General features: G+C 64.2%; 21 protein-coding genes. 12 read left to right on the top strand and 9 right to left on the bottom strand.

The features are described 5' to 3' along the window. Positions 1-219: 219 nt before the first annotated feature. Positions 220-1,266: an aliphatic amidase gene (locus NO347_RS04925; protein ID WP_256288545.1), complete on the bottom strand. Its 1,047-nt coding sequence runs from the start codon at positions 1,264-1,266 to the stop codon at positions 220-222. A gap of 305 nt (positions 1,267-1,571) precedes the next feature. Between NO347_RS04925 and NO347_RS04920 the strand changes: the two genes are divergently transcribed. The 8 genes from NO347_RS04920 (at position 1,572) to NO347_RS04885 (ending at position 10,488) form a co-directional block, all read left to right on the top strand. Beyond that, positions 1,572-2,909, top strand: coding sequence for a substrate-binding protein (locus NO347_RS04920; RefSeq protein ID WP_256288544.1), 1,338 nt, complete (start codon positions 1,572-1,574; stop codon positions 2,907-2,909). A gap of 24 nt (positions 2,910-2,933) precedes the next feature. Then, complete coding sequence (locus NO347_RS04915) at positions 2,934-3,830, top strand: branched-chain amino acid ABC transporter permease (RefSeq protein ID WP_256288543.1); 897 nt, start codon at positions 2,934-2,936, stop codon at positions 3,828-3,830. Position 3,831: 1 nt separating this feature from the next. Next, positions 3,832-4,860: a branched-chain amino acid ABC transporter permease gene (locus NO347_RS04910; RefSeq protein ID WP_256288542.1), complete on the top strand. Its 1,029-nt coding sequence runs from the start codon at positions 3,832-3,834 to the stop codon at positions 4,858-4,860. After that, positions 4,853-5,617, top strand: coding sequence for an ABC transporter ATP-binding protein (locus NO347_RS04905; RefSeq protein WP_256288541.1), 765 nt, complete (start codon positions 4,853-4,855; stop codon positions 5,615-5,617). The genes NO347_RS04910 and NO347_RS04905 overlap by 8 nt, the downstream gene beginning before the upstream one ends. Continuing rightward, positions 5,610-6,314: an ABC transporter ATP-binding protein gene (locus NO347_RS04900; RefSeq protein ID WP_256288540.1), complete on the top strand. Its 705-nt coding sequence runs from the start codon at positions 5,610-5,612 to the stop codon at positions 6,312-6,314. The genes NO347_RS04905 and NO347_RS04900 overlap by 8 nt, the downstream gene beginning before the upstream one ends. A 101-nt stretch (positions 6,315-6,415) precedes the next feature. Next, positions 6,416-8,590, top strand: a complete 2,175-nt coding sequence (gene uvrB / locus NO347_RS04895) for an excinuclease ABC subunit UvrB (protein WP_256288539.1) — start codon at positions 6,416-6,418, stop codon at positions 8,588-8,590. Positions 8,591-8,936: 346 nt separating this feature from the next. Then, positions 8,937-10,043 (top strand): sulfite exporter TauE/SafE family protein, encoded by a 1,107-nt coding sequence (locus NO347_RS04890; protein WP_256288538.1) that lies wholly within the window; start codon positions 8,937-8,939, stop codon positions 10,041-10,043. A 1-nt stretch (position 10,044) separates the two neighbouring features. Next, a complete protein-coding gene (locus NO347_RS04885) occupies positions 10,045-10,488 on the top strand; it encodes a universal stress protein (RefSeq protein ID WP_256288537.1) in 444 nt (147 codons plus the stop codon). 45 nt (positions 10,489-10,533) lie between these two features. Here NO347_RS04885 and NO347_RS04880 read toward each other — a convergent pair whose 3' ends face one another. From NO347_RS04880 to NO347_RS04870, 3 genes are all read right to left on the bottom strand, one after another. Continuing rightward, positions 10,534-10,686: a hypothetical protein gene (locus tag NO347_RS04880; RefSeq protein WP_158547650.1), complete on the bottom strand. Its 153-nt coding sequence runs from the start codon at positions 10,684-10,686 to the stop codon at positions 10,534-10,536. 71 nt (positions 10,687-10,757) lie between these two features. Then, complete coding sequence (locus NO347_RS04875) at positions 10,758-10,904, bottom strand: hypothetical protein (RefSeq protein WP_199723004.1); 147 nt, start codon at positions 10,902-10,904, stop codon at positions 10,758-10,760. A gap of 106 nt (positions 10,905-11,010) precedes the next feature. Continuing rightward, positions 11,011-12,186, bottom strand: coding sequence for an SPFH domain-containing protein (locus tag NO347_RS04870; RefSeq protein ID WP_256288536.1), 1,176 nt, complete (start codon positions 12,184-12,186; stop codon positions 11,011-11,013). A 143-nt stretch (positions 12,187-12,329) separates the two neighbouring features. Here NO347_RS04870 and NO347_RS04865 point away from each other — a divergent pair, with 143 nt between their 5' ends. Beyond that, a complete protein-coding gene (locus tag NO347_RS04865; protein ID WP_256288535.1) occupies positions 12,330-12,539 on the top strand; it encodes a DUF7554 family protein in 210 nt (69 codons plus the stop codon). Between the two features lie 20 nt (positions 12,540-12,559). On the opposite strand, the gene NO347_RS04860 is transcribed toward NO347_RS04865, so the two are convergent. Beyond that, positions 12,560-12,703 (bottom strand): hypothetical protein, encoded by a 144-nt coding sequence (locus NO347_RS04860; RefSeq protein WP_256288534.1) that lies wholly within the window; start codon positions 12,701-12,703, stop codon positions 12,560-12,562. Beyond that, a complete protein-coding gene (locus NO347_RS04855) occupies positions 12,700-13,167 on the bottom strand; it encodes a hypothetical protein (RefSeq protein ID WP_256288533.1) in 468 nt (155 codons plus the stop codon). Before NO347_RS04855 ends, NO347_RS04860 begins: the two co-directional genes overlap by 4 nt. 88 nt (positions 13,168-13,255) lie before the next feature. Here NO347_RS04855 and NO347_RS04850 point away from each other — a divergent pair, with 88 nt between their 5' ends. After that, complete coding sequence (locus NO347_RS04850) at positions 13,256-13,783, top strand: 2'-5' RNA ligase family protein (RefSeq protein WP_256288532.1); 528 nt, start codon at positions 13,256-13,258, stop codon at positions 13,781-13,783. Between the two features lie 24 nt (positions 13,784-13,807). On the opposite strand, the gene NO347_RS04845 is transcribed toward NO347_RS04850, so the two are convergent. The 3 genes from NO347_RS04845 to NO347_RS04835 form a co-directional block, all read right to left on the bottom strand. Further along, positions 13,808-15,178: a cytochrome P450 gene (locus NO347_RS04845; RefSeq protein ID WP_256288531.1), complete on the bottom strand. Its 1,371-nt coding sequence runs from the start codon at positions 15,176-15,178 to the stop codon at positions 13,808-13,810. A gap of 83 nt (positions 15,179-15,261) precedes the next feature. Then, positions 15,262-17,439: an ATP-dependent DNA helicase gene (locus NO347_RS04840; protein WP_256288530.1), complete on the bottom strand. Its 2,178-nt coding sequence runs from the start codon at positions 17,437-17,439 to the stop codon at positions 15,262-15,264. 85 nt (positions 17,440-17,524) lie between these two features. After that, on the bottom strand, positions 17,525-18,073 hold the full coding sequence (locus NO347_RS04835) for an OsmC family protein (RefSeq protein ID WP_256288529.1): 549 nt from the start codon (positions 18,071-18,073) through the stop codon (positions 17,525-17,527). A 264-nt stretch (positions 18,074-18,337) separates the two neighbouring features. Here NO347_RS04835 and NO347_RS04830 point away from each other — a divergent pair, with 264 nt between their 5' ends. Beyond that, positions 18,338-18,793: a DUF6789 family protein gene (locus NO347_RS04830; protein ID WP_256288528.1), complete on the top strand. Its 456-nt coding sequence runs from the start codon at positions 18,338-18,340 to the stop codon at positions 18,791-18,793. Between the two features lie 141 nt (positions 18,794-18,934). Next, positions 18,935-19,636, top strand: a complete 702-nt coding sequence (locus NO347_RS04825; RefSeq protein WP_256288527.1) for a metallophosphoesterase family protein — start codon at positions 18,935-18,937, stop codon at positions 19,634-19,636. Positions 19,637-19,900: the final 264 nt, after the last annotated feature.

The raw sequence follows: 19,900 nt of genomic DNA, 5'->3' as shown, positions 1-19,900 counted from the left end.
CGATCCACCGCAAGGAGAGAGTAGAGTCGGTGCTCCGCTCTCTGGTGTTGATCGGCCGTTCGCGGGCAGTGACAGACTGGTGGCCCCGGAAGGGGCGCATCCACGAAACGACCCTGCCGCAGGACCTCACTCGAATAGAAAAACTGCGGAATGGCGGACGTCGATACTGGGACGCAGACGCGCGTTGCACGGGACAACGGACGTCGACGGACGGACCGATCAGTCGTCGGCGGGGAGGTCCTCCGGTTCGGGGATCGACAGGCCTTCGATCGGTGCATCGGGCGTGCCTGTGGTCGAGCGCGTGATGCTCTCCATCTGTTCTTTGGCCTTTTCGGGGTTGTTCACCCAGTCCTCGTAGAACTGGAACGGGTTCGCTGCTTCGCCGTCGCCGAGGCCGGCGGCCTCCGTCGAGGTGTAACCACGGTGTAGCAGTTTGTACAGGTGATTCTGGCTCTGCCAGTTCGCGCGTGCGTCGCGGATCTCCGGAACGGAGAGTTCGGCGTACTGCCAGACGTCCTCTTCGCCCCCGCACTGTCCGAGCACGCGGCCATCGAATCCGACGATATTCGAGTTGCCGAAGAACGAGTACACCTCGTCGCTGCCAGCAAGATTCGCGACGGCTACGTAGGCGTTGTTCGCCCACGCGGCGTGTCGCGCGACGATCTCCTGTTGATCGTTGGCCGGGTACATGTACCCCTGGCAGCGGACGATCAGTTCTGCACCCTTGTACGCGCAGTCGCGCCAGATCTCGGGGTAGTTGCCGTCGTCGCAAATGATGAGGCTGATCTTCAGACCCTTCGGGCCCTCGGTCACGTACGTCTGATCGCCGCACGTCCAGCCCTCGATCGGGGTCCACGGGATGACCTTGCGGTACTTCTGCTGAATCTCACCTTCGTTATCGATCAACAGCAGCGTGTTGTACGGGTTGCGCTCGGGGTGGTCCTCGTGTTTTTCGCCGGTGATCGAGAAGACGCCCCAGACGTCGTTCTCCTTGCACGCCCGCGAGAATATCTCCGTCTCGGGGCCGGGGACCTCCGTCGCGAGCTCGTTCATCAACTCCTCGTCGTAGGTGATCCCCTGCGTCGAGTACTCCGGGAAGATGACGAGATCGACGCCCGGGGCGCCGGTTTTGATCCCCTCAATCTTGTTCGCGATATTTTCACACTGTTCGAGCACTTCTTCTTTCGACTCCGGGCTCGGGGCCGAGGTCTGATGGACCGCTACACCGACCGCGTCTCCGGACGACGAAATGTCACCGTGTCTCATCGATACAATCATCCAAAGATTAGACTATTCATTAACTCTTTCTTAAATCACAGCCATATTGTTCCAGCAATTGAACTAATATTCACTCCTTTAGGTGCTGTTTGGGAATCCAGAATATCCAGACCCCGCTGTGCAGCTCTCTAGCAACGTCCCGTTTGTCTTTAGGCCCCATTTGCCACGTATTCCACCACCTATAACAATATTAAGTGGAAGTTTATATACTAATTTTCACTTATTTTAATCATTTGTTTGCAAATACTGCGCTAATACACATCTGTTTACTTATCACCCGGACTCGATTAGGTATGGGCTACGAAAGTTCAATCGAAGACCACGGACGCAAACTCAGTCGCCGTAATGCACTCAAGATGGCCGGGGGAGCCGGCATTACCGGCCTCGCCGGGTGTTCCGGTGGCAGCTCCTCGAGTGGCAGTTCCGATAGTGAGAGTAGCGAGGACTCGGGCACGAGCGACGAACCACTGACCGTGGGCGCGCTGTACGCGTTGAGTGGGAGCACGGAGGTCATCGGCCGCCCGATGATGAACTCCACGGAACTGGCGATCCAGCAGATCAACGACGCGGGCGGCATCAACGGCCGCGAGATCGAACTCGTCAAGGCCGATACGGCGTCGGCGCCACAGACAGGGATCGAGAAGTCGAGACAGCTCATCAACCGCGACGGTTGCAGCATCGTGTTCGGGGCGTACACCAGTGCGATGCGGAACGCCATCACCGACATCTACGTGGAGAACGAAGTCCCGCTCTTCTACCCGACGCTCTATGAGGGCGGTGTCTGTCGCGAGATCGAAGGTGCGGAAGGTTTCAGCGGCGAGATCAACATCCCCGAAGAGAGTCTCGAGTGGGTGTTCTTCAACGGTGCCGTACCGAAGCAGCAGATTCAGCCCTACATCCCGTGGCTGATGGAGGAGTACGATATTAGTTCGTTCTACCTGATCGGCTCCGATTACGTGTGGCCGCACACAACCAACGCCGTCGTCGACGACTTTGTTCAGGAGAACGGCGGCTCGATTGTCGCCGAGGACTACGTACCGCTCGGCTTCACGGACTGGGGCTCGAAACTCAGCGACATCCAGTCCTCCGGCGCCGACGCAGTGTACTTCACCACGGTCGGGACGAGCATGGTCGAGATGCTGAATCAGGCCGGCTCGGTCGGACTGATAGACGAGATGGTCTGGGCCGGCAACATTATGAGCGAACAGGAGGCTATCGCCGCCGGCGATGCCGCCGACGGTGTCCTGACCTCCGCACCGTACTTCACGAGCCTCGACGGGGAAGCCAACGACGAATACATTTCGAGCTACGAGGAGGCGTACGGCACTGACACGACGCCGAATTTCGTAGCGGAGGCGTCGTACTTCGGGCCGCACCTGATGGCCAACGCGTTGACCGAACACGCACCTAGCGCCTCGTCCGGCGCGGAGGTCAAAGCCGCGCTGGAGAACCCTATTTCGATGGACGCACCGCAGGGAACCGTCTCGATGGATCCGGCAACACACCACGCGACGCTGCAATCGCGCGTCGGCGAGTTCGACGCCGAGAGCGGAGCGTTCGAAGTCCTGACCGAGTTCGGCCAGATCGAACCGTACGGGATCACCGTCGCAGAGGGCTGTCTAGACGTCTAAGTCACACCCATCATTCGACACATCATGATCTCAACATTAGCAACAACCATTCCGTTACAGTTGGCCGATCGGGTACTGATATCGCTCACGTCGATCTCGGGGCTGATCCTCGTCGCCTCCGGATTGACGATCATCTTCGGCCTGATGGGGGTGCTTAACCTCGCACACGGCGCGCTGATGATGGTTGGAGCGTACACCGCATACGCCGTCCAGAGCGCCGGCTTCTCCCCGTGGCTCAGCATCGTGATCGCGCCCCTCGTCGTGGGGCTCGTCGGCGTCGCGATGGAGGTCACTCTCATCCGACGGCTCTACGACCGGCCGCTCGACACCCTCTTGGCCACGTGGGGCGTCGCGATCGTGCTGCAGGAGGCCGTGACGATCGCGTTCGGAACGTCACAAAAGAGCGTCGCGCCCCCGATGGAGGGTTCGATCTCTCTGCTCGGCGTGACCTACCCTATCCATTGGGCGTTCATCATCGTGGTGGCCGTCGTGGTGATGGCGATCACGATCGGACTGTTCGCCTACACCGACATCGGGATTATGGCGCTCGCCGTGATTCAGGACCGCGAGATGGCCGCGGCTGTCGGCATCAACACGCGCGTCTCTGACCGGACGACGTTCGCGTTCGGCTCCGCGCTGGCGGGGCTGTCCGGCGCGATTATGGCCCCACTCCTGAGTGTCAACTCGACGATGGGAATTTCCTGGCTCGCCGACTCCTTCCTCGTCGTTATCGTCGGCGGGATCGGGACCTTCACAGGAACCATCGCCGGCGGGGTCCTCCTCGGCGGGCTCGACAACCTGTTCCGGACAGTCATCTCCGGGTACACTTCGATCGCGCAAGCTGCCGTGCTGTTGGTCGCACTGGTCATCATCCGCTACCGGCCGCAGGGGCTCGTCCCCACGACGGGGGGTGGTGAGTGAGATGGCGACGAAAGACGCTGCGGTCAATCTGAAGACGCCGTCGTCGGTCGCGAAGATCGTCGGACTCCTCGCGCTCGTCGCGCTCCCGCTTTTCGTCTCGGAGTACCAGGTTTCGACGTGGTCGACGTACCTCACGTTCGCCCTGCTTGCGCTCTCGATCGACCTCGTGTGGGGCTACACCGGCCTGTTGACGCTCGGCCACGCCGCGTTCTTCGGTGTCGGCGCGTACGTCACCGCGAAACTGTTGAAAGAGGTGCCCGTGGTCCCCGACATCGCCGTCGTGTTCATCGTCGCCCCCGTGGTGGCGGCACTGCTAACGCTCGCTTTGGGCTGGTTCCTCTTCAGCGCCGACGTGAAGGGGTCGTACTTCGCGATCACGACGCTCATCGTCTCGATAATCTTCGAAAGCATTGCCGGGGAGTTCGTGGGCTTCCTCGGCGGCTTCAACGGGATCTACGGGATTCCGTCGATACAGGTCGTCGGCGTGGAGCTAACCGCGACGATGAGTTACTACCTCGCACTCGGTGTCCTCGTGGGGTCGTACCTGTTTCTCAATACCCTCGTAGATTCGGCGTTCGGCCGCGTCCTGCGCGGGATTCGTGGGAATCAGGAACGGACCGAGTTCTTCGGCTACGACACACAGCAGTACCGGCTCATCATATTCACTCTGAGCGGTGTTATGGCTGGCGTCGCAGGCAGTATGTACGCGACCATCGACGGCTTCGTCTCGCCGCCGCTCTTGGGCTTCGTGCTCTCGACGCAGGTGGTCATCTGGATCGCTGTCGGCGGCCGTGGCACCCTCATCGGGGCGGTGTTCGGGGCGCTGTTGATCCAATACCTCAACTCCACGCTGAGCGACGTGCTGATCAACTACTGGGAGATGGGCCTCGCACTGCTGTTCATCGCCGTCGTGATCGGTGCGCCTCGTGGAATCGTCGGGCTCCTCTCCGATATTGTCGAGGGAGTCCAGGCGACCCTCGTGTCCACGAGCAGAAACGAGATCGGCGCGGGAGGTGAGGTCGATGACTGAGATCGAACCGCTGTTACAGGCCGAGGGACTGACGAAGCGCTTCGGCGAGTTCACCGCGGTCAACGACGTCGACTTCACTGTCCAGCCGAACGAGACGAAGGCACTGATCGGACCCAATGGAGCCGGTAAGACGACCTTCCAGAACCTTCTGACCGGGAAGCTCTCGGCAACCGAGGGGACAATCACGTTCGACGGGGAAGACGTCACGTCCGTGCCGCCGCACGAGCGCGCCCAGCGCGGAATTATTCGCAAGTACCAGATCACGAGCGTCTACGAGGACGAGACCGTAATCGAGAATATGCGACTGGCGTTCCGATCGCGGGCATCGTCGCCGTGGAAGCTGCTGCGGACGCACGACGACAGCGACATCCGCGAGCGGATCGAGGAACTGCTGGAGATCGCGAACCTGAACGACAAACAGGACACGATGGTCGGAACGCTCTCGCACGGCGAGAAACAGTGGCTCGAGATCGTTATGGCCGTCGGCGCAGAGCCAGAACTCCTGCTCCTCGACGAGCCAACGTCCGGGATCAGCGTCGGCGAGACGAACGACACCGTCGACCTCATCAAGGAGATCAGGGAGACGGAGAACGTCGCGATCGTCGTCATCGAACACGATATGGATTTCATCAGAAAGGTTTCCGAGAGCATCACCGTCCTCGATCGCGGCGAAATCATCGCCAGCGGCACGATCGACGAGATCGAGAGAAACGAGACCGTCCAGCAGATCTACCTCGGGGAGACGGCCGATGCTTAGGACCTCGGACGTGCAGATCGGCTACGGCGAGAGTACGGTGGTCTGGAACGTCGATGTCAAGGTCGAGACCGACCAGATCGTCGCCGTCCTCGGTCGCAACGGGGTCGGAAAGACGACGTTGCTTCGGGGAATAATGGGACTGAACGATCTCCAGGGCGGCCACGTGTTCCTCGACGGCGAGAACATCTCGACGCTGAAGCCGTTCGAGATGGCGGCGAAAGGCGTCGGATACGTCCCGCAGTCCCGAGACATCTTCGGGGCGATTTCCGTGGAGAACAACATCCGACTCGGGAGTGCCAGCGGCGATCAGTTGCTCCTGAAGAGAGAGGTTCCGGAGTACATCTACGAGTACTTCCCGGCACTCAAAGAGAAGGCCGACGCCAAGGGGGGCACGCTGAGCGGTGGACAGAAACAGCAACTGGCGATCGCCCGGGCGCTCAACGCCGATCCGAGTCATCTGTTGCTCGACGAGCCATCGGAGGGGATCCAGCCCTCGATCGTCCACGAGATCGGCGAACAGCTCAAGCGGATCCGCGACAACCGCGGCATCTCGGTGCTCATCGTCGAACAGAACCTGAACCTCGCGTTGGCGGTCGCCGATTACTGTTACGTCCTCGAAACGGGACGAGTCGTCGAGCAGGGGACGCCCGAGGAGATCGAAGCCTCCGGTGCCGTCGAAGAGTACCTTTCCGTATAGGCCGGGGCAAAACGGCGCACCCTCGTTTCTTGTGTAATCGCGATCGCGACGAACTGCGCCGACCGACCGTCTCAAGTGACTCAACCCCTAATAGCGCCCCAATGAGCGATACCTCCGGGTCGAGTCCGCTCTCGCCCGACAGACCGGCGGCGGATCGGGAGTTCAGGGTCGACGCCCCGTTCGATCCCGCAGGCGACCAGCCCGAAGCCATCGAGCAACTGGCGTCGGGCTTCGAGTCCGGAATGGACAAACAGACGCTGCTCGGCGTCACTGGCTCGGGCAAGACGAACACGGTCTCGTGGACCATCGAGGAGCTCCAGCAGCCGACGCTGGTCATCGCCCACAACAAGACGCTCGCCGCCCAACTGTACGAGGAGTTTCGCAATCTGTTCCCGGACAACGCGGTCGAGTACTTCGTCTCCTACTACGACTACTACCAGCCGGAGGCCTACGTCGAACAGACCGACACCTACATCGACAAGGATATGTCGATCAACGAGGAGATCGACCGGCTCCGGCACTCCGCGACGCGGTCGCTGCTCACCCGCGACGACGTCATCGTCGTCGCGAGCGTCTCGGCGATCTACGGCCTCGGTGACCCGTCGAACTACACCGAGATGGCGCTTCGGGTCGAACTCGGGGACCGACTCGACCGCGACGACCTGCTGGCGCGCCTCGTCGACCTGAACTACGAGCGCAACGACGTCGACTTCCAGCAGGGGACGTTCCGCGTCCGCGGCGACACCGTCGAAGTGTACCCGATGTACGGCCGCTACGCCGTCCGCATCGAGTTCTGGGGCGACGAGGTCGACCGCCTGACGAAACTGGACCCCCTGACCGGCGAGGTCGTCTCCGAGGAGCCGGCCGTCCTCGTGCACCCCGCAGAGCACTACTCGATCCCCGAGGAGAAGTTAGCGGAGGCGATCGCGGAGATCGAGGAGCTGATGGACGAGCGCGTCCGGTACTTCGAGCGACAGGGCGACCTCGTCGCCGCCCAGCGGATCGAGGAGCGCACCACCTTCGACATCGAGATGCTGCAGGAGACGGGCTACTGCTCGGGCATCGAGAACTACTCGGTGCATATGTCCGACCGCGACTCCGGGGAGCCGCCGTACACGCTGCTCGATTACTTCCCGGACGACTTTCTCACCGTCGTCGACGAGTCCCACCAGACGCTCCCGCAGATCCGCGGGCAGTTCGCCGGCGACAAGTCGCGAAAGGACTCGCTCGTCGAGAACGGCTTCCGGCTCCCGACGGCGTACGACAACCGGCCGCTGACGTTCGAGGAGTTCGAGGAGAAGACCGACCGGACGCTCTACGTGTCGGCGACGCCCGGCGACTACGAACGGGAGCACTCCGAGCAGATCGTCGAACAGATCGTGCGCCCGACGCACCTGGTCGACCCCGAAATCGAGGTCGCGGACGCGACCGGGCAAGTCGACGACCTCTTGGATCGGGTCGACGAGCGCATCGAGAACGACGAGCGCGTGCTGGTCACGACGCTCACGAAGCGGATGGCCGAAGACCTCACCGAGTTCCTCGAAGAATCGGGCGTCGACGTGGCGTATATGCACGACGAGACCGACACGCTGGAGCGCCACGAGCTGGTTCGGGACCTCAGATTGGGGAACATCGACGTACTCGTCGGGATCAACCTCCTCCGGGAGGGCCTGGACATCCCCGAGGTCTCACTCGTCGCCATCCTCGACGCCGACCAGGAGGGATTCCTCCGCTCGGAGACGACGCTCGTGCAGACGATGGGCCGCGCCGCGCGAAACGTCGAGGGCGAGGTCGTCCTCTACGCCGACGAGACGACCGACTCGATGCAGTCTGCGATCGATGAGACGCGTCGCCGACGGCAGATCCAGCGCGAGTACAACGAGGAGCACGGCTTCGAGCCGAAGACGATCGAGAAAGCGATCGGCGAGACGAGCCTCCCCGGGAGCGGTGGGAGCAGCGGCGAATCGACGAGCGACGAGCCGGCCGACGAGTCGGAAGCGCGCGAACGGATCGCCTACCTGGAAGACCGGATGCAGGAGGCCGCAGACAACCTCGAATTCGAGCTCGCAGCCGACATCCGCGATCGGATCCGGACACTTAGACAGGAGTTCGGGATCGCCGAGGACGACGAACGCGACGGTCGCGAAGAGGGTGTCGACCCCGGCGACGACCCGCTCGACGGAGTGCCAGTGGGCGACGATGCACTCGGTGGCGTGCCGCCCGGCGAGGACGCGATCGGAGACCGCCAGGACGACGCGTCGACTGACGATCGCTGACCTGACGCGGGTCGCGACGACGGGGCAAGGATGGGCGAAACGCCGCACGCCACACGTCCCCACGGCGAGTTCGAACCTCAAGATTTATTCCTCGGTCGTCGCTATCCGGCGGCTACGATGATGTTCGACGACGCGGTTGCCCGAATCGATCACAACTTCCACCGCGATACGCGAGGGGGCATCACGTAGATGTCCCGCGCGCTCGACCGTTCGTCGCTCGAGTCGACGTTCGACCGCTGTCAGCACACGGACCCCGTCAGCGCAGCACCGCACCGATCGATAGCCCCTCGTTCTTCCGTCGATCCGGTCGTATCTCCTGTCGACAACTAACCTCCAAACGAAACCAATGACATCAGTGTCCTACAGTCGTGTCCAGCGGTCGTTCCTGCGCTATCAGCACATCTTCGTGTTCCTCGCGCCCCTCGCGTTCATCGTCGGGGTCCTGCTCAGCGCTCCGACGCCGGCCGAGACCGGCATCGGAAATATGTTCGAGGGCCCGTGGATGGACTACTGGCTCGAGTACTGGTGGCTGTTCCCGGCGTTCCTGCTGGGGGCCACTATCGTGAACACGGTCGGGATCAGCGGTTCGGCGCTTTTCGTCCCGTTCCTCATCTTCCTCTTCCCGCTGGCCGCGAACCCGCTGGAGCCGGAGACGATCGTGAAGGTCGGACTGATCAGCGAGGCGTTCGGGCTGTCGAGTTCCGCGATCGCGTTCATTCAGTACGGGCTCGTCGACCGACGCCTGGCGCTTACGCTCGTCGGCGGCGCGGTTCCCTTCGTCGTCGGCGGCGCGCTCCTGTCGTTCGTCATCCCCGAACCGCTCTTCCACGGGCTGCTCGGACTCGCGCTGCTCGCAGCGTCGTATCTGCTGTTCAAGGCTGATCTCGACCACGAGGGCACTGACGCCGACCACAACGACGCCGCCGCGACTGACGGCGGCCAGGCTGAACTGCCGGACGACGCCGGGAAGCTCGGCCCCGCCGGCGTCCACACCGACGAAGAAGGGACCGTGACCCGCGTCGACCGCGAGGGCGACGACTACCGCTACACGCGCGGCGGCTATCTCCGCCGCTTCGCCAACTACAGCATCGGGGGTATGTTCCAGGGGCTGGCCGGCTTCGGCGTCGGCGAACTCGGGATCATCTCGATGCTCGGCACCAAGGTCCCGGTCCGCGTCGCTATCGGGACGAACCACATCGTCGTGGCGCTGACGGCCATCCTGGCCTCGCTGGTCCACGTGTTCGGCGGCGGCCTCGTCGGCGGGCACAGCCTGAGTCTCGCCTCGACGCCGTGGAATATGGTCGTCTTCACCGTCCCGGCGACGGTGACCGGCGGCCAGATCGCGCCTTACGTCTCGAACGCGCTCAGCACGTCGACGATCAAGGCGTTCGTCGGCGGCCTGTTCGCGATTATCTCGGTTGCGCTGTTCCTGATGGCGGCGGGGGTGGCCTGAGATGTACGAGACGGTGCTGCTTCCGACCGACGGCAGCGACGCGTCGCTGGCGGCGGCGACACACGCGGGATCGCTCGCACAGACCAACGAGGCGACTGTCCGCGTCGTGTCGGTCGCCGACAGTCGAAACCGCTTCGAGAGCCCGAGCAGCGGGCTCGCACCCGAAGCGTGGGAGGAAGCCGAGCGCGACCGCGCCGAGGCAGCTATCGACGAGACCGTCGAGTACCTCCCCGACGACGTCGACGTCGAGCGGTCGGTCGTGATGGGAATCCCGCAAGACGAGATCCTCGATCAGATCCAGCGAGCGGACGCCGACGTCGTCGTGATGGGGACCCACAGCCGGTCGGGGATCGACCGCTACCTGATCGGTAGCGTCACCGAGCGGGTGATGCGTCACGCGTCGGTGCCGGTGCTGACCGTTCGGGACGACGACCCGGACGCGTAAGCGGAAAACAGCTCTCAGTCGATGCGGTGCTGATACTGTCGGACGCTATTTCTGCTCGCCGACAGCGTTCGCGGACGTGTCGGCGCGGCGTGAGCGGTACAGATTGACGACGAGCCCTGCTACGAATGCGAGCAGGCCGGCGCCGAGCAGCCACAGTACGCTGGGGTGTTCGAGTCCCAGATGTAGCGGAGTTACCATCGGACAGATATGGCTGGAGAAGCCACCTAACTGCTTCTATTCGAGCAGAGCACGCGAGTGCGAGCGCGAAACTATCGTTCGACGGCGTCGACGCGCATCTCGATATAGCGCCGTGGCCACTCGAGGAGATGCCGCTTCAGCCGACTCAGAGGCGAGTTCTCTGGCGTCGGGGGCGTTGCCTCGCCGCGGGGAACTGCCGGACCGCGTTCGTGGCTCATACTAACACATACTTTCGGTCGCCGGATAATTATAACGATTGTTCGTGTTGCCTGGGTAAGAAGTCGCGACCGCGACCCCGGCGGGCCGACGAAACCTCGCTCTACGTTATTGGCTCTCGTACGCGCCGTCGAGATTCAGGTCGACCTCGGTCTCGGCCGCGCCGTCGCCGCGCTCGGGGAGATCGCCGACCGATTCGACGGCTTCGATGTCGGAGACGTCCGCGACGATCTCTTCTACGTCGTCGATGCCGAGGAGGTCCCGAGTCTCCGGGTCGAAGTCGAGGCTCTCCAGAGCGGCCGACGCCTGCATATCGGAGTCGGTGAGCCCGCGCCCGTACCGGCCGAGGAGGCTCGTGAGTTCCTGCGGGATGACGTACGTCGTCGACGGCGACGTGCCGATGTTCGTGAGCGTCTCCAGCCCGCGGTCGATAATCGCGCGCTCGCCCATCGACTCGGCGGCCCGCGCTCGGAGGACCGTCGCGACCGCGTCGCCCTGCGCTTCCAGGATCTGACTCTGTTTTTCACCCTGGGCGCGGATGATGTTCGCCTGCTTCGCACCCTGCGCCGTCTCGATGGCGGAGCGGCGTTCACCCTGCGCTTCCAGGATCATCGCGCGGCGGCGGCGCTCGGCGGACGTCTGCTGTTCCATCGCGTTCTCGACGTCCGCGCTCGGCTTGACCGTCCGCACCTCGACGCTCTCGACGCGGATGCCCCACTCGTCGGTCGGTTCGTCGAGTTCCTCGTTGATCCGACGGTTGATCTTCTCTCTTTCTGAGAGGGTCTCGTCGAGTTCCATATCGCCCAGAACCGCCCGCAACGTCGTCTGCGCGAGGTTCGAGACCGCGCGTTCGTAGTCGTCGACTTCCAGGAAGGCCCGTTTCGCGTCCATCACGCGGATGTAGACGACGGCGTCGGCGGTCACCGGCGAGTTGTCGCGCGTGATCGCCTCTTGCTTGGGGACGTCGAACGTCTGCGTCCGGAGATCGAAGGGGTAGGTCTTCGAGATGAACGGCGGGATCACGTTGAGTCCGGGGTCGAGCAGTCGTCGGTACTCTCCGAACACCGTCAGCACGCGGCGCTCGTAGGCGTTGACGATCTCGACCGTGCTGTACACCGTCGCGATCGCGAGTACGAGGACCACGAGACCGACGACCGTCACCGGATCCCCGCCGAAGAGGGCGAAGGCGACGAGGACGGCGGCGACGACGCCCACAGTGGGGACCACCCAGCCGGGAAGGCCGCGGGCGGAGAGCCGGCCGAGTTCGCGGAAGAGGTTCGCCATAGAAGACATTGTGACGGAGTCACATTAAGGGTGTCCCGGCCAGTGGGCACGGAGCAGCAGCGACAGAGCGCGGTCGAGAGAGGAAGTCGAGAGCGACGTCACCGCGCCCGAAGGCACTTCAGGATGGCCAAGAGAGGGAGAGTATGCGCTTACCGAGCCCCGGACCCGACCGTGCGGAACTGGAGGTCGAAGACCTGCTGAAGGTCGTGCTCGTCCTCGTCGTGATCTGGCTCGTGCTGGAAGTCGTCGGCGGCATCCTCGGGATTCTCGCTGAACTTCTGGGTCCGCTGCGACCGTTCCTGGGACTCGCCGTCGTTGCGCTCATCGTGCTGTGGCTGCTCGATCGAATCTAATACGCTCGAGAACCGCACTCTCACGGGCAATCGGCCTCGTCGACGCCCTGGCGGTCGGGACCCTGGTCGATGGTTCGTGTCGCCGCTGTATCGAGATTCACGAGCAGCACTCGCCCGCCGTAGCCGTGCGTCTGGTCGTGGCCGCGGACGACGACGCAGGTCACGTCCTCGGGGATCTCGATGGTTTCAGAGCGCGTGAACGGTTGCTGGGAGTGTGCGTGGAGCAGTTCCCGGGGCCCAGTCGGGTCCCGTCGAGACGCTCGATCTGCCACCAGTTCGCGTAGCCGTCTTCGCCGGCGTCGTCGTGATGGAGCGTCACGTCGAACGTGTAGGACCCCGCCCGGCCCTCGAAACTGACACCGACGACGTTCGCCTCTCGGAGATCGAGGGGCGACTCGTCCGTCGCCTCGGAGCCGTCATCGTCGGTCGTTCCAGTCTCGCTGGTCGGGCCGTCGGTGGCAGTGGTCGACCCAGTCGTGCTGTTCGCCCCGGCCGTGACGCTAGTCGGTCCGTCGCCACTGTCGGCCCCGTTCGACTGCTCGCTACATCCGGCCAGCACTCCACCGACGAACACGCTCGCCGCCCCGGCGAGAACGCGACGTCTGGCGAGCGTTGGACAGCGATTCATACGACTCTGTTGATCGGTCCGGAACAAAACGCTCCGGTAGGCGGGTCGCTCCCGACGGCTTCTTGCCCGCTGGCGCCGACGCTCGACCGTGTTCAGTCTGAACGTCCCGGTCCCGGGGCAGGTCGACCGCCTCGCCTCGGAGTTGCATCCGAAACTCACGCGGTTCGAGCGGATCCGCGAGCGGCACACGCTGCTCGCGAAGCGCTTCGACACCGCACTCGACGACGACGCCGACTCGCTCCCGCGGCTCCGCGAGCGACTCCGGCCGATCCTTCGGGAACGCAGGGGCGGGCGCTCCGGGATCGACCTCCGAGTGACCGGGCTCGATTACTTCGAGACGCCGCCGCGAGGTCCGGGTCCGGTCGTCTATCTCACCGTCGAGAGCCCGGACCTCCACGCGCTGCATCGCCGACTCTGTGAGTCGTTCGGCACCGTCGAAGGGATGGAGGGCGAGGGGTACGTCCCGCACGTGACGCTCGCTCGCGGGGGTCGCATCGCGGACGCCGCCGACCTCGTCGATCGCACGGAGATCGAGCCGGTCGCGTGGACGGCGAACGAGGTCCAGATCTGGGACTCGCGCTATCGGGAGCCCGCGGCGCGGATTCCGTTACGGTGACCGCGTCGGCTTACAGCGGTCGCCTCAGCGGGGCGTGAGCCGCATCCCCATCGGCTCCTCGGGGTGCATCGTCAGCGACCCTCGGAGCTCGAACGGCCGGTCGCGGACGTAGTCGAGTTCGTACTCCTGGGCGACGGTGCCGAGAATGAGTTTCGCCTCGAGCATCGAGAGGTGCTTGCCGATGCAGTGACGCGGACCGCCGCCGAACGGGAAGTACGCGAATCGCGGTCGCTCGCGCCGGCGCTCCGGCAGCCAGCGGTCGGGATCGAACGTCTCGGGATCGTCGTACCACCGCTCGGATCGATGGACCGCCCACTGCGACAGCATCACAGCCGAGCCGCTCGGAATCCGATACCCGCCGAGTTCGACGTCGACCTGCGGCTCTCGGAAAATGACGTACACCGGCGGATAGAGCCGCATCGCCTCCTGTAACACGCGTTCGAGGTAGTCGAGTTGCCGCACGTCCGCGGCCGTCGGCGGCGCGTCGCCGCAGACCGCGGCGAGTTCCTCGTGGACCCGCGCCTCCGCCTCGGGGTGTTGTGAGAGGAGATACCACGTGTACGTCAGCGTCAGCGCCGTCGTGTCGTGGCCCGCGAGCAGCATCGTCATCAGTTCGTCTCTGAGTTGCTGGTCGGACTGCTCGCCGCGCTGTTTCGCGCGCAGCAGGATCGACAGCAGGTCCATCGGCTCGTCGGCGTCGCCGACGATGTCGGAGGCGGGGTCGACGTCGGGGTCGTGTTCGGTGCCGCGCCGCTCGGCGACGACGTCGTCGATAATCTCCTCTAAGATACGGACGGACTCGTGGTACTCGCGGTTCTCTCGTGTCGGGACCCAGTCGGGGACGAGGAATCGCAGCGGGTCGGGCTCGAAGCGCTTCCCGAGCGGTTCGAGGTTCTCCTGGACCAGTTCGGTCTGCTCGTCGGTCAGCTGCGAGCCGAACATCGCCTCGACGATGATCCGAACGGTCACGCGGGCCATTTCGAGGTGGACGTCGCGGACCTCGCCCGCCTCCCAGTCGTCGAGCATCGTCTGGGCGTGACGGGAGATCACGTCGCCGAGTGCCGAAATGCGCTTCGGGCCGAAGGCGGGCTGGGCGAGTTGGCGCTGTTTGCGCCACGTCTCGCCCTCACTGAGCAGCAGCCCATCGCCGAGCAGCGTGCCGATGGCGTCGTCCTGGAAGTCCGGTTTGTGGTACTTCGCGTCCTCGGTCACCAGCACCCGCTCGATGTCCGCGGGATTCGTGACCATATACGTCTCGATCGGCCCGAGGTCGAAGCGCGCCACGTCGCCGTAGGCGTCCGCGACGCTCGTGAGAAACGTGAAGGGGTCCCGCGCGTACTGGCGGCTGTTCCCGAAGACCGGTACGCCCGCGGGTCCAGGGGGCTGAGTTCGCATCGGAGTCTAGTTGGTCTCCAACGATATCAGCCGTTCGGCCGATCAGGCGTCGGGGCGCGTGGGTGGTTCGCGTGAGGCTAGGGCTACGGCCGCGGTGGTTCGTCCGGGTAGGCGTCGAGGTCGGCGTAGAAGTTCAACATCGCGAATTTCAACTTCTCGGGGTCGACGTCGACGAGTTCGGCGCGCTCCTCTGGGGGAAAGCTCCCGCGGACACCGTACTTCCCCATATCGGCGCTCGCGCGGGTGTAGCGCTTGTCGACGAGCAGCCGGACGCCGTAGTCGTCGGGGGCGCGGATGACCCGGCCGAGCGCCTGTCTCGTCTTCCGGATCGTCGGGATCTCGACCGCGTAGCGCCAGCCCGCTTCGCGCCGGTCGGCGTAGGCGCGGTCGTAGGCGTCCTGTATCGCCTCCATTCGTTCCGAGAGGTGCGGATACGGCACGCCGACGACGGCGACCGTCCGGGCGTCGTCGCCGTCGAAGCTCACGCCCTCTGCGAGCGTCCCCCACAGCGACGTGCAGAGAATCGCGTCGTCCCCGCCGACGAACGATTGGCGCATCGACTCGGTCTCGACGCCCGGTTCGTCGAGGAGGAGCCGACTCGTCACGTCGGCGCGGTTCAGCAGGCGGTCGTGATACCGCTCGGCCTCGGCGTAGGAGGGGAAAAACAGGAGCACGTTCCCCGGCGTGAAGCGCGTCGCGTCGGCCAGTACGTCCGCGACCGCAGACTGCGTGTTGGGGTCGCTCCGCTCGGAACTGAAAAGCGCCGGCGCTTCGACCGCGAGCGTCCGCCGGCGGTCCTCGGGATATTCGAGGCCGTAGGCCATCGTCGCCGGATCCGAGAGGCCGAGCACGTCTTCGATCACGTCGAAGGGGCGCAGCGTCGCCGACATCAGGATGCTCGCGTTGACCTCCTCGAACAGCGTCTCGGTCACCTCCCGCGGGATGCAGGTGTACAGTTCCGCGCGCCCGTACACCTCCTCGGTCCCGGCGTCGCGCCGCACCGAACACATCGGGTGCTGGCCGAGTTTCCCGCCGTCGGCCATCCACGCCGCGATGAACTCCGCGGCCTGCAGCGTCTGACATTCCGAGCGCGTCGTCGCCTGCCCGTTCTTGTACGCTTCCTCGTACTCCCTGTCGAGCGCTCGCCCGAGTTGGAGCGCCAGATCCACTTCTGCGTCGATGCCGCGGCCCTCGTAGCGGTCGAGAAACGCCAGCGTCAGGTCGTCGCGGCGGTCGCTGTTGGCGATCGTGAGATCGTACCAGTCGTCGCCGACCTGCTCGCGCTCTCCGAAGCCGAGCGCGTCGTCGTAGGTCGCTCTGAGCGCGCCGAGGAACGCCGAGAGGACGTTCTCGGCCGGTTGCGCCCGCGAGTCGTCGGCGTCTTCCAGTTCCGAGAGCGCCTCTTCGAGCGTGTTTTCGGTCAGTGTCCGACTCGCGTGGTCGCGCGCGGCCGACTCGATGTTGTGAGCCTCGTCGAAGACGGTGACGACGTCTTCTGGCTCGCGACCGAGCCACCGGAAGAACTGCTCGCGGATCGCGGGGTCCAGCAGGTGGTGGTAGTTGCAGACCACCAGATCGACCGCCTCCATCCCCTCTTTGAGGAGTTCGTAGCCGCAGAGCTGTCGTTGGTCCGCGTACTCGTAGATCTCTTCTGGGGTTCGAACGTCGTCGAAGAGCCACTCGAAGAACTCGTCGGTGTTGCCGACGAGGTTGTTGTAGTAGTGCTCACAGACGTTGCCGTCCCGTAGCTCTTCGAGTTCGGATTCGACGGCGTCGAGTTCGTCCGTCACCGTGTTTCTGGCCTCGCCAGCGCCGTCTTCGCCCTCGCGGATCCGATCCAAGAGCGCCTCGGCCTGCTGGTTCAGTTCGGCGCGCTCGGTTTCCTTCTCGACGAGCGTCCGCGTAGTGTCGCGAAGCGTCTGACACTCCTGGTACTCGACGTCGATGTGACACATCGACGATTTGCCCTTGAACACGACCGCGCGGAGCGGTTCCTCCCGCGTGATTGCGCGGGCGTCCTCGACGAACTGGCGCATCTGCTGGTGGACGTTGGTGGTGATGACCACCGTCTTGTCCGTCCGGCGGGCGTACTCAAGCGCCGGCACGAGCGCCGAGAGCGTCTTGCCCGTCCCCGGAGCACCCTCTAACAGAACGTCGCGTTCGTCGTCCAGCGCCTCGGCGATTTCGGCCATCGCAGAGCGCTGATTCGGATACGGCTCCTCGTAGGGGAAGAACCGCTCGTACTCGCCGGTCGTCGACACAGGGGTCTCTCCGCCTTCCTGAGATTAAAAGCCTCGGACGGGGGAAGAGACGTGTCCGTGTGCTTCGCGTGGCGGCGCGGGCGGCTTACTCGAACTGGAGGTCGAAGTCGAGTGCGACCTCGTTCGTCACGTTGTCGTACAGCGGGGAAGTCGCCGTGACTTCGTCGTGTAGTTCCTGGAGTTCCGCTTCCGACGCGTCGGCGTCGATATGCGTCGTCGCGCGGATCTCGTCGTAGCCCGGTCGGACGTCGTCGCTCAGACCGAGGAATCCACGGAGGTCGATGTCGCCCTCGAACTCGAAGGAGAGGTCCTCGATCTGGATGCCGTGCGCCGCCGCGTGCCCCGCATACGTCACGGCCAGACACGAACCGATCGCGGCGAGGAGGTGCTCGACGGCGTTGGGACCGGCCCGCTCGCCGAGGAGCGCTTCGGGTTCGTCGCCAGTAATCGTGAACTCCGGCGACTCGACCGTCGTCCCGTCCTGCTCGAAGTCGCTGATGTGCGTTTCACTCGCAAATCCACCAGTCCACTCCGTTTCTGCCCGGAACGTGAACGACGCCGAATCAGGGTCTTCCGCAGCCGCTTCAATCAGGTTTTCGAGCTCGTCGGTGTCTAAGCCATTTACTACAGTCATTCTTTTTCTACACAATACTATCTGCGGGCTAGCTTATAACGGGAAGGAAACGGTTCTCAACGGTGGCCGGATATTACTCGTAGCAAACATTGATTTTTCTCACTTGTAGTGTAGTTGTACTACAAGATCGCAGATACCGACAGAAATCTGTAGGCTCGATAATTCTGTGCTGTTTGTTTTCATACCGCATATTTCTATCGGCCCAGTGCGTCCGGATCGCGCGGCCGGGATGCCATTATTCGGGAGTATGCGGTCGTCTCTGCTATGGCGACAGACACCGCCACCCAGACGACAGCACAGACCGAAACGAACGAGTGGCAGTACGGCGTCGTCGCCGGCGTCGTCGCCGCGATCGTGATGGGCGGGCTGATGGCGATGCAGATGCGGCCCGTGCTCGAAGTCGCGATCCCCTCGATGTACTTCCTGACGGGCGGGCTCGCGGGGTTCACGATCCACGTCGCCCACGGTGCGGTCCTCGGCGTCGCCTTCGCCGCGATCGCGTCGACGCAGGCAGATCTGACGATCGCAAAGAGCACCGCGCTCGGCGTGGGGTACGGCGTCGTGCTCTGGATCGTACTCGCGGTCCTCGTGATGCCGATCTGGCTCTCCGTGGTCGGGTCGCCCGCGAATCCGCCGCTCCCGAACGTGAGCGTAATGAGTCTCGTCGGGCACGTGGTCTACGGCGTCGTGCTCGGCGGAGTCTACGCGGCGCTTCGGTGAGCGGCCGCGCCCCGTCACCGCTGTTGGCCCCGCTCGGACGCGTCGACCGCGCTCCGAGAGCGTCGAATACCCATCTCTCAATAGCAGTACGTACCGATCTTAGCACGTCTTAAAGTCGATCGAGCGTCTCTATTCGAGGGGATGCCGCTATCATTCGCCCCCGACGTCGCCGATCAACACCGGCGGATAGATCCGACGGAGTGGGACGACGTCTACGTCGTCGGCGACGTCCACGGGTGCCGAGAGACGCTCGATCAGCTCGTCGGCGCGGTTGGTCTGTCGGCGGACGACCTGTTCGTCTTCGTCGGCGACCTCGTCCGGAAAGGCCCCGACAGCGCCGGCGTCGTCGAGCGCGTGCGGGCGGCCGAGAATATGCTCTCGGTCCGCGGCAACAACGAGGAACAGGTCCTCCGCGGGGAGGCGACGCTGCCGGAACTCGACGAAGCGGCGCGCGAGTGGATCCGGTCGCTCCCGGTCGCGATCAGTTGGGACGGCGCACTCGTCGTCCACGGCGGCGTCTATCCCGACGTGCCGCTGGCCGAACACACGGTCGGTGACCTCCAGACCGCGCGAGCGACCGTCCCGGGCGGCGGCTACGACGGCCCGTTCTGGTACGACTCCTACGAGGGACCGCCGCGCGTGTTCTTCGGTCACACCGTACTCGAGGAACCGCTCGTGAGGGCGTGGAGCGTCGGGCTCGATACCGGCTGCGTCTACGGCGGGTCGCTGACGGCGTACCGCCTCGGCGACGACTCCATCCACCGCGTCCCGGCTCAACAAACAGGGCTCGAACGATCCGACTCGAAGGTCGCCTCGACGGCGCACGAGAAGAATGTCAGATAGTCACAACTCCACCGAAGACGGCGATCCGAAGGCGAAAAGCGCAGACGAAACCAGCCCGGCCGCGGACGTCGACAGCGAGTCCGACCCCGCTCGCGACGTCGAAGCGAACGACGGGATCGATTCAGGGATCGAGGACGACGCAGCAGGGACCGGGGATACAGCGGCGACTGAGGACGCCACAACGACGACCGCGACCGACGACGAGGCGGCGTCGTCGGCGTCGGACATCCCCGATCCGGTCACGCTCGGTCCGACCGAGTGGGC

The sequence above is a fragment of the Halobellus inordinatus genome (assembly GCF_024464655.1).
Taxonomy (GTDB): Archaea; Halobacteriota; Halobacteria; order Halobacteriales; family Haloferacaceae; genus Haloquadratum; species Haloquadratum inordinatus.
The sequence above is the reverse complement of the archived record's forward strand: the minus strand, read 5'-3'. Positions and strand labels throughout refer to the sequence as shown.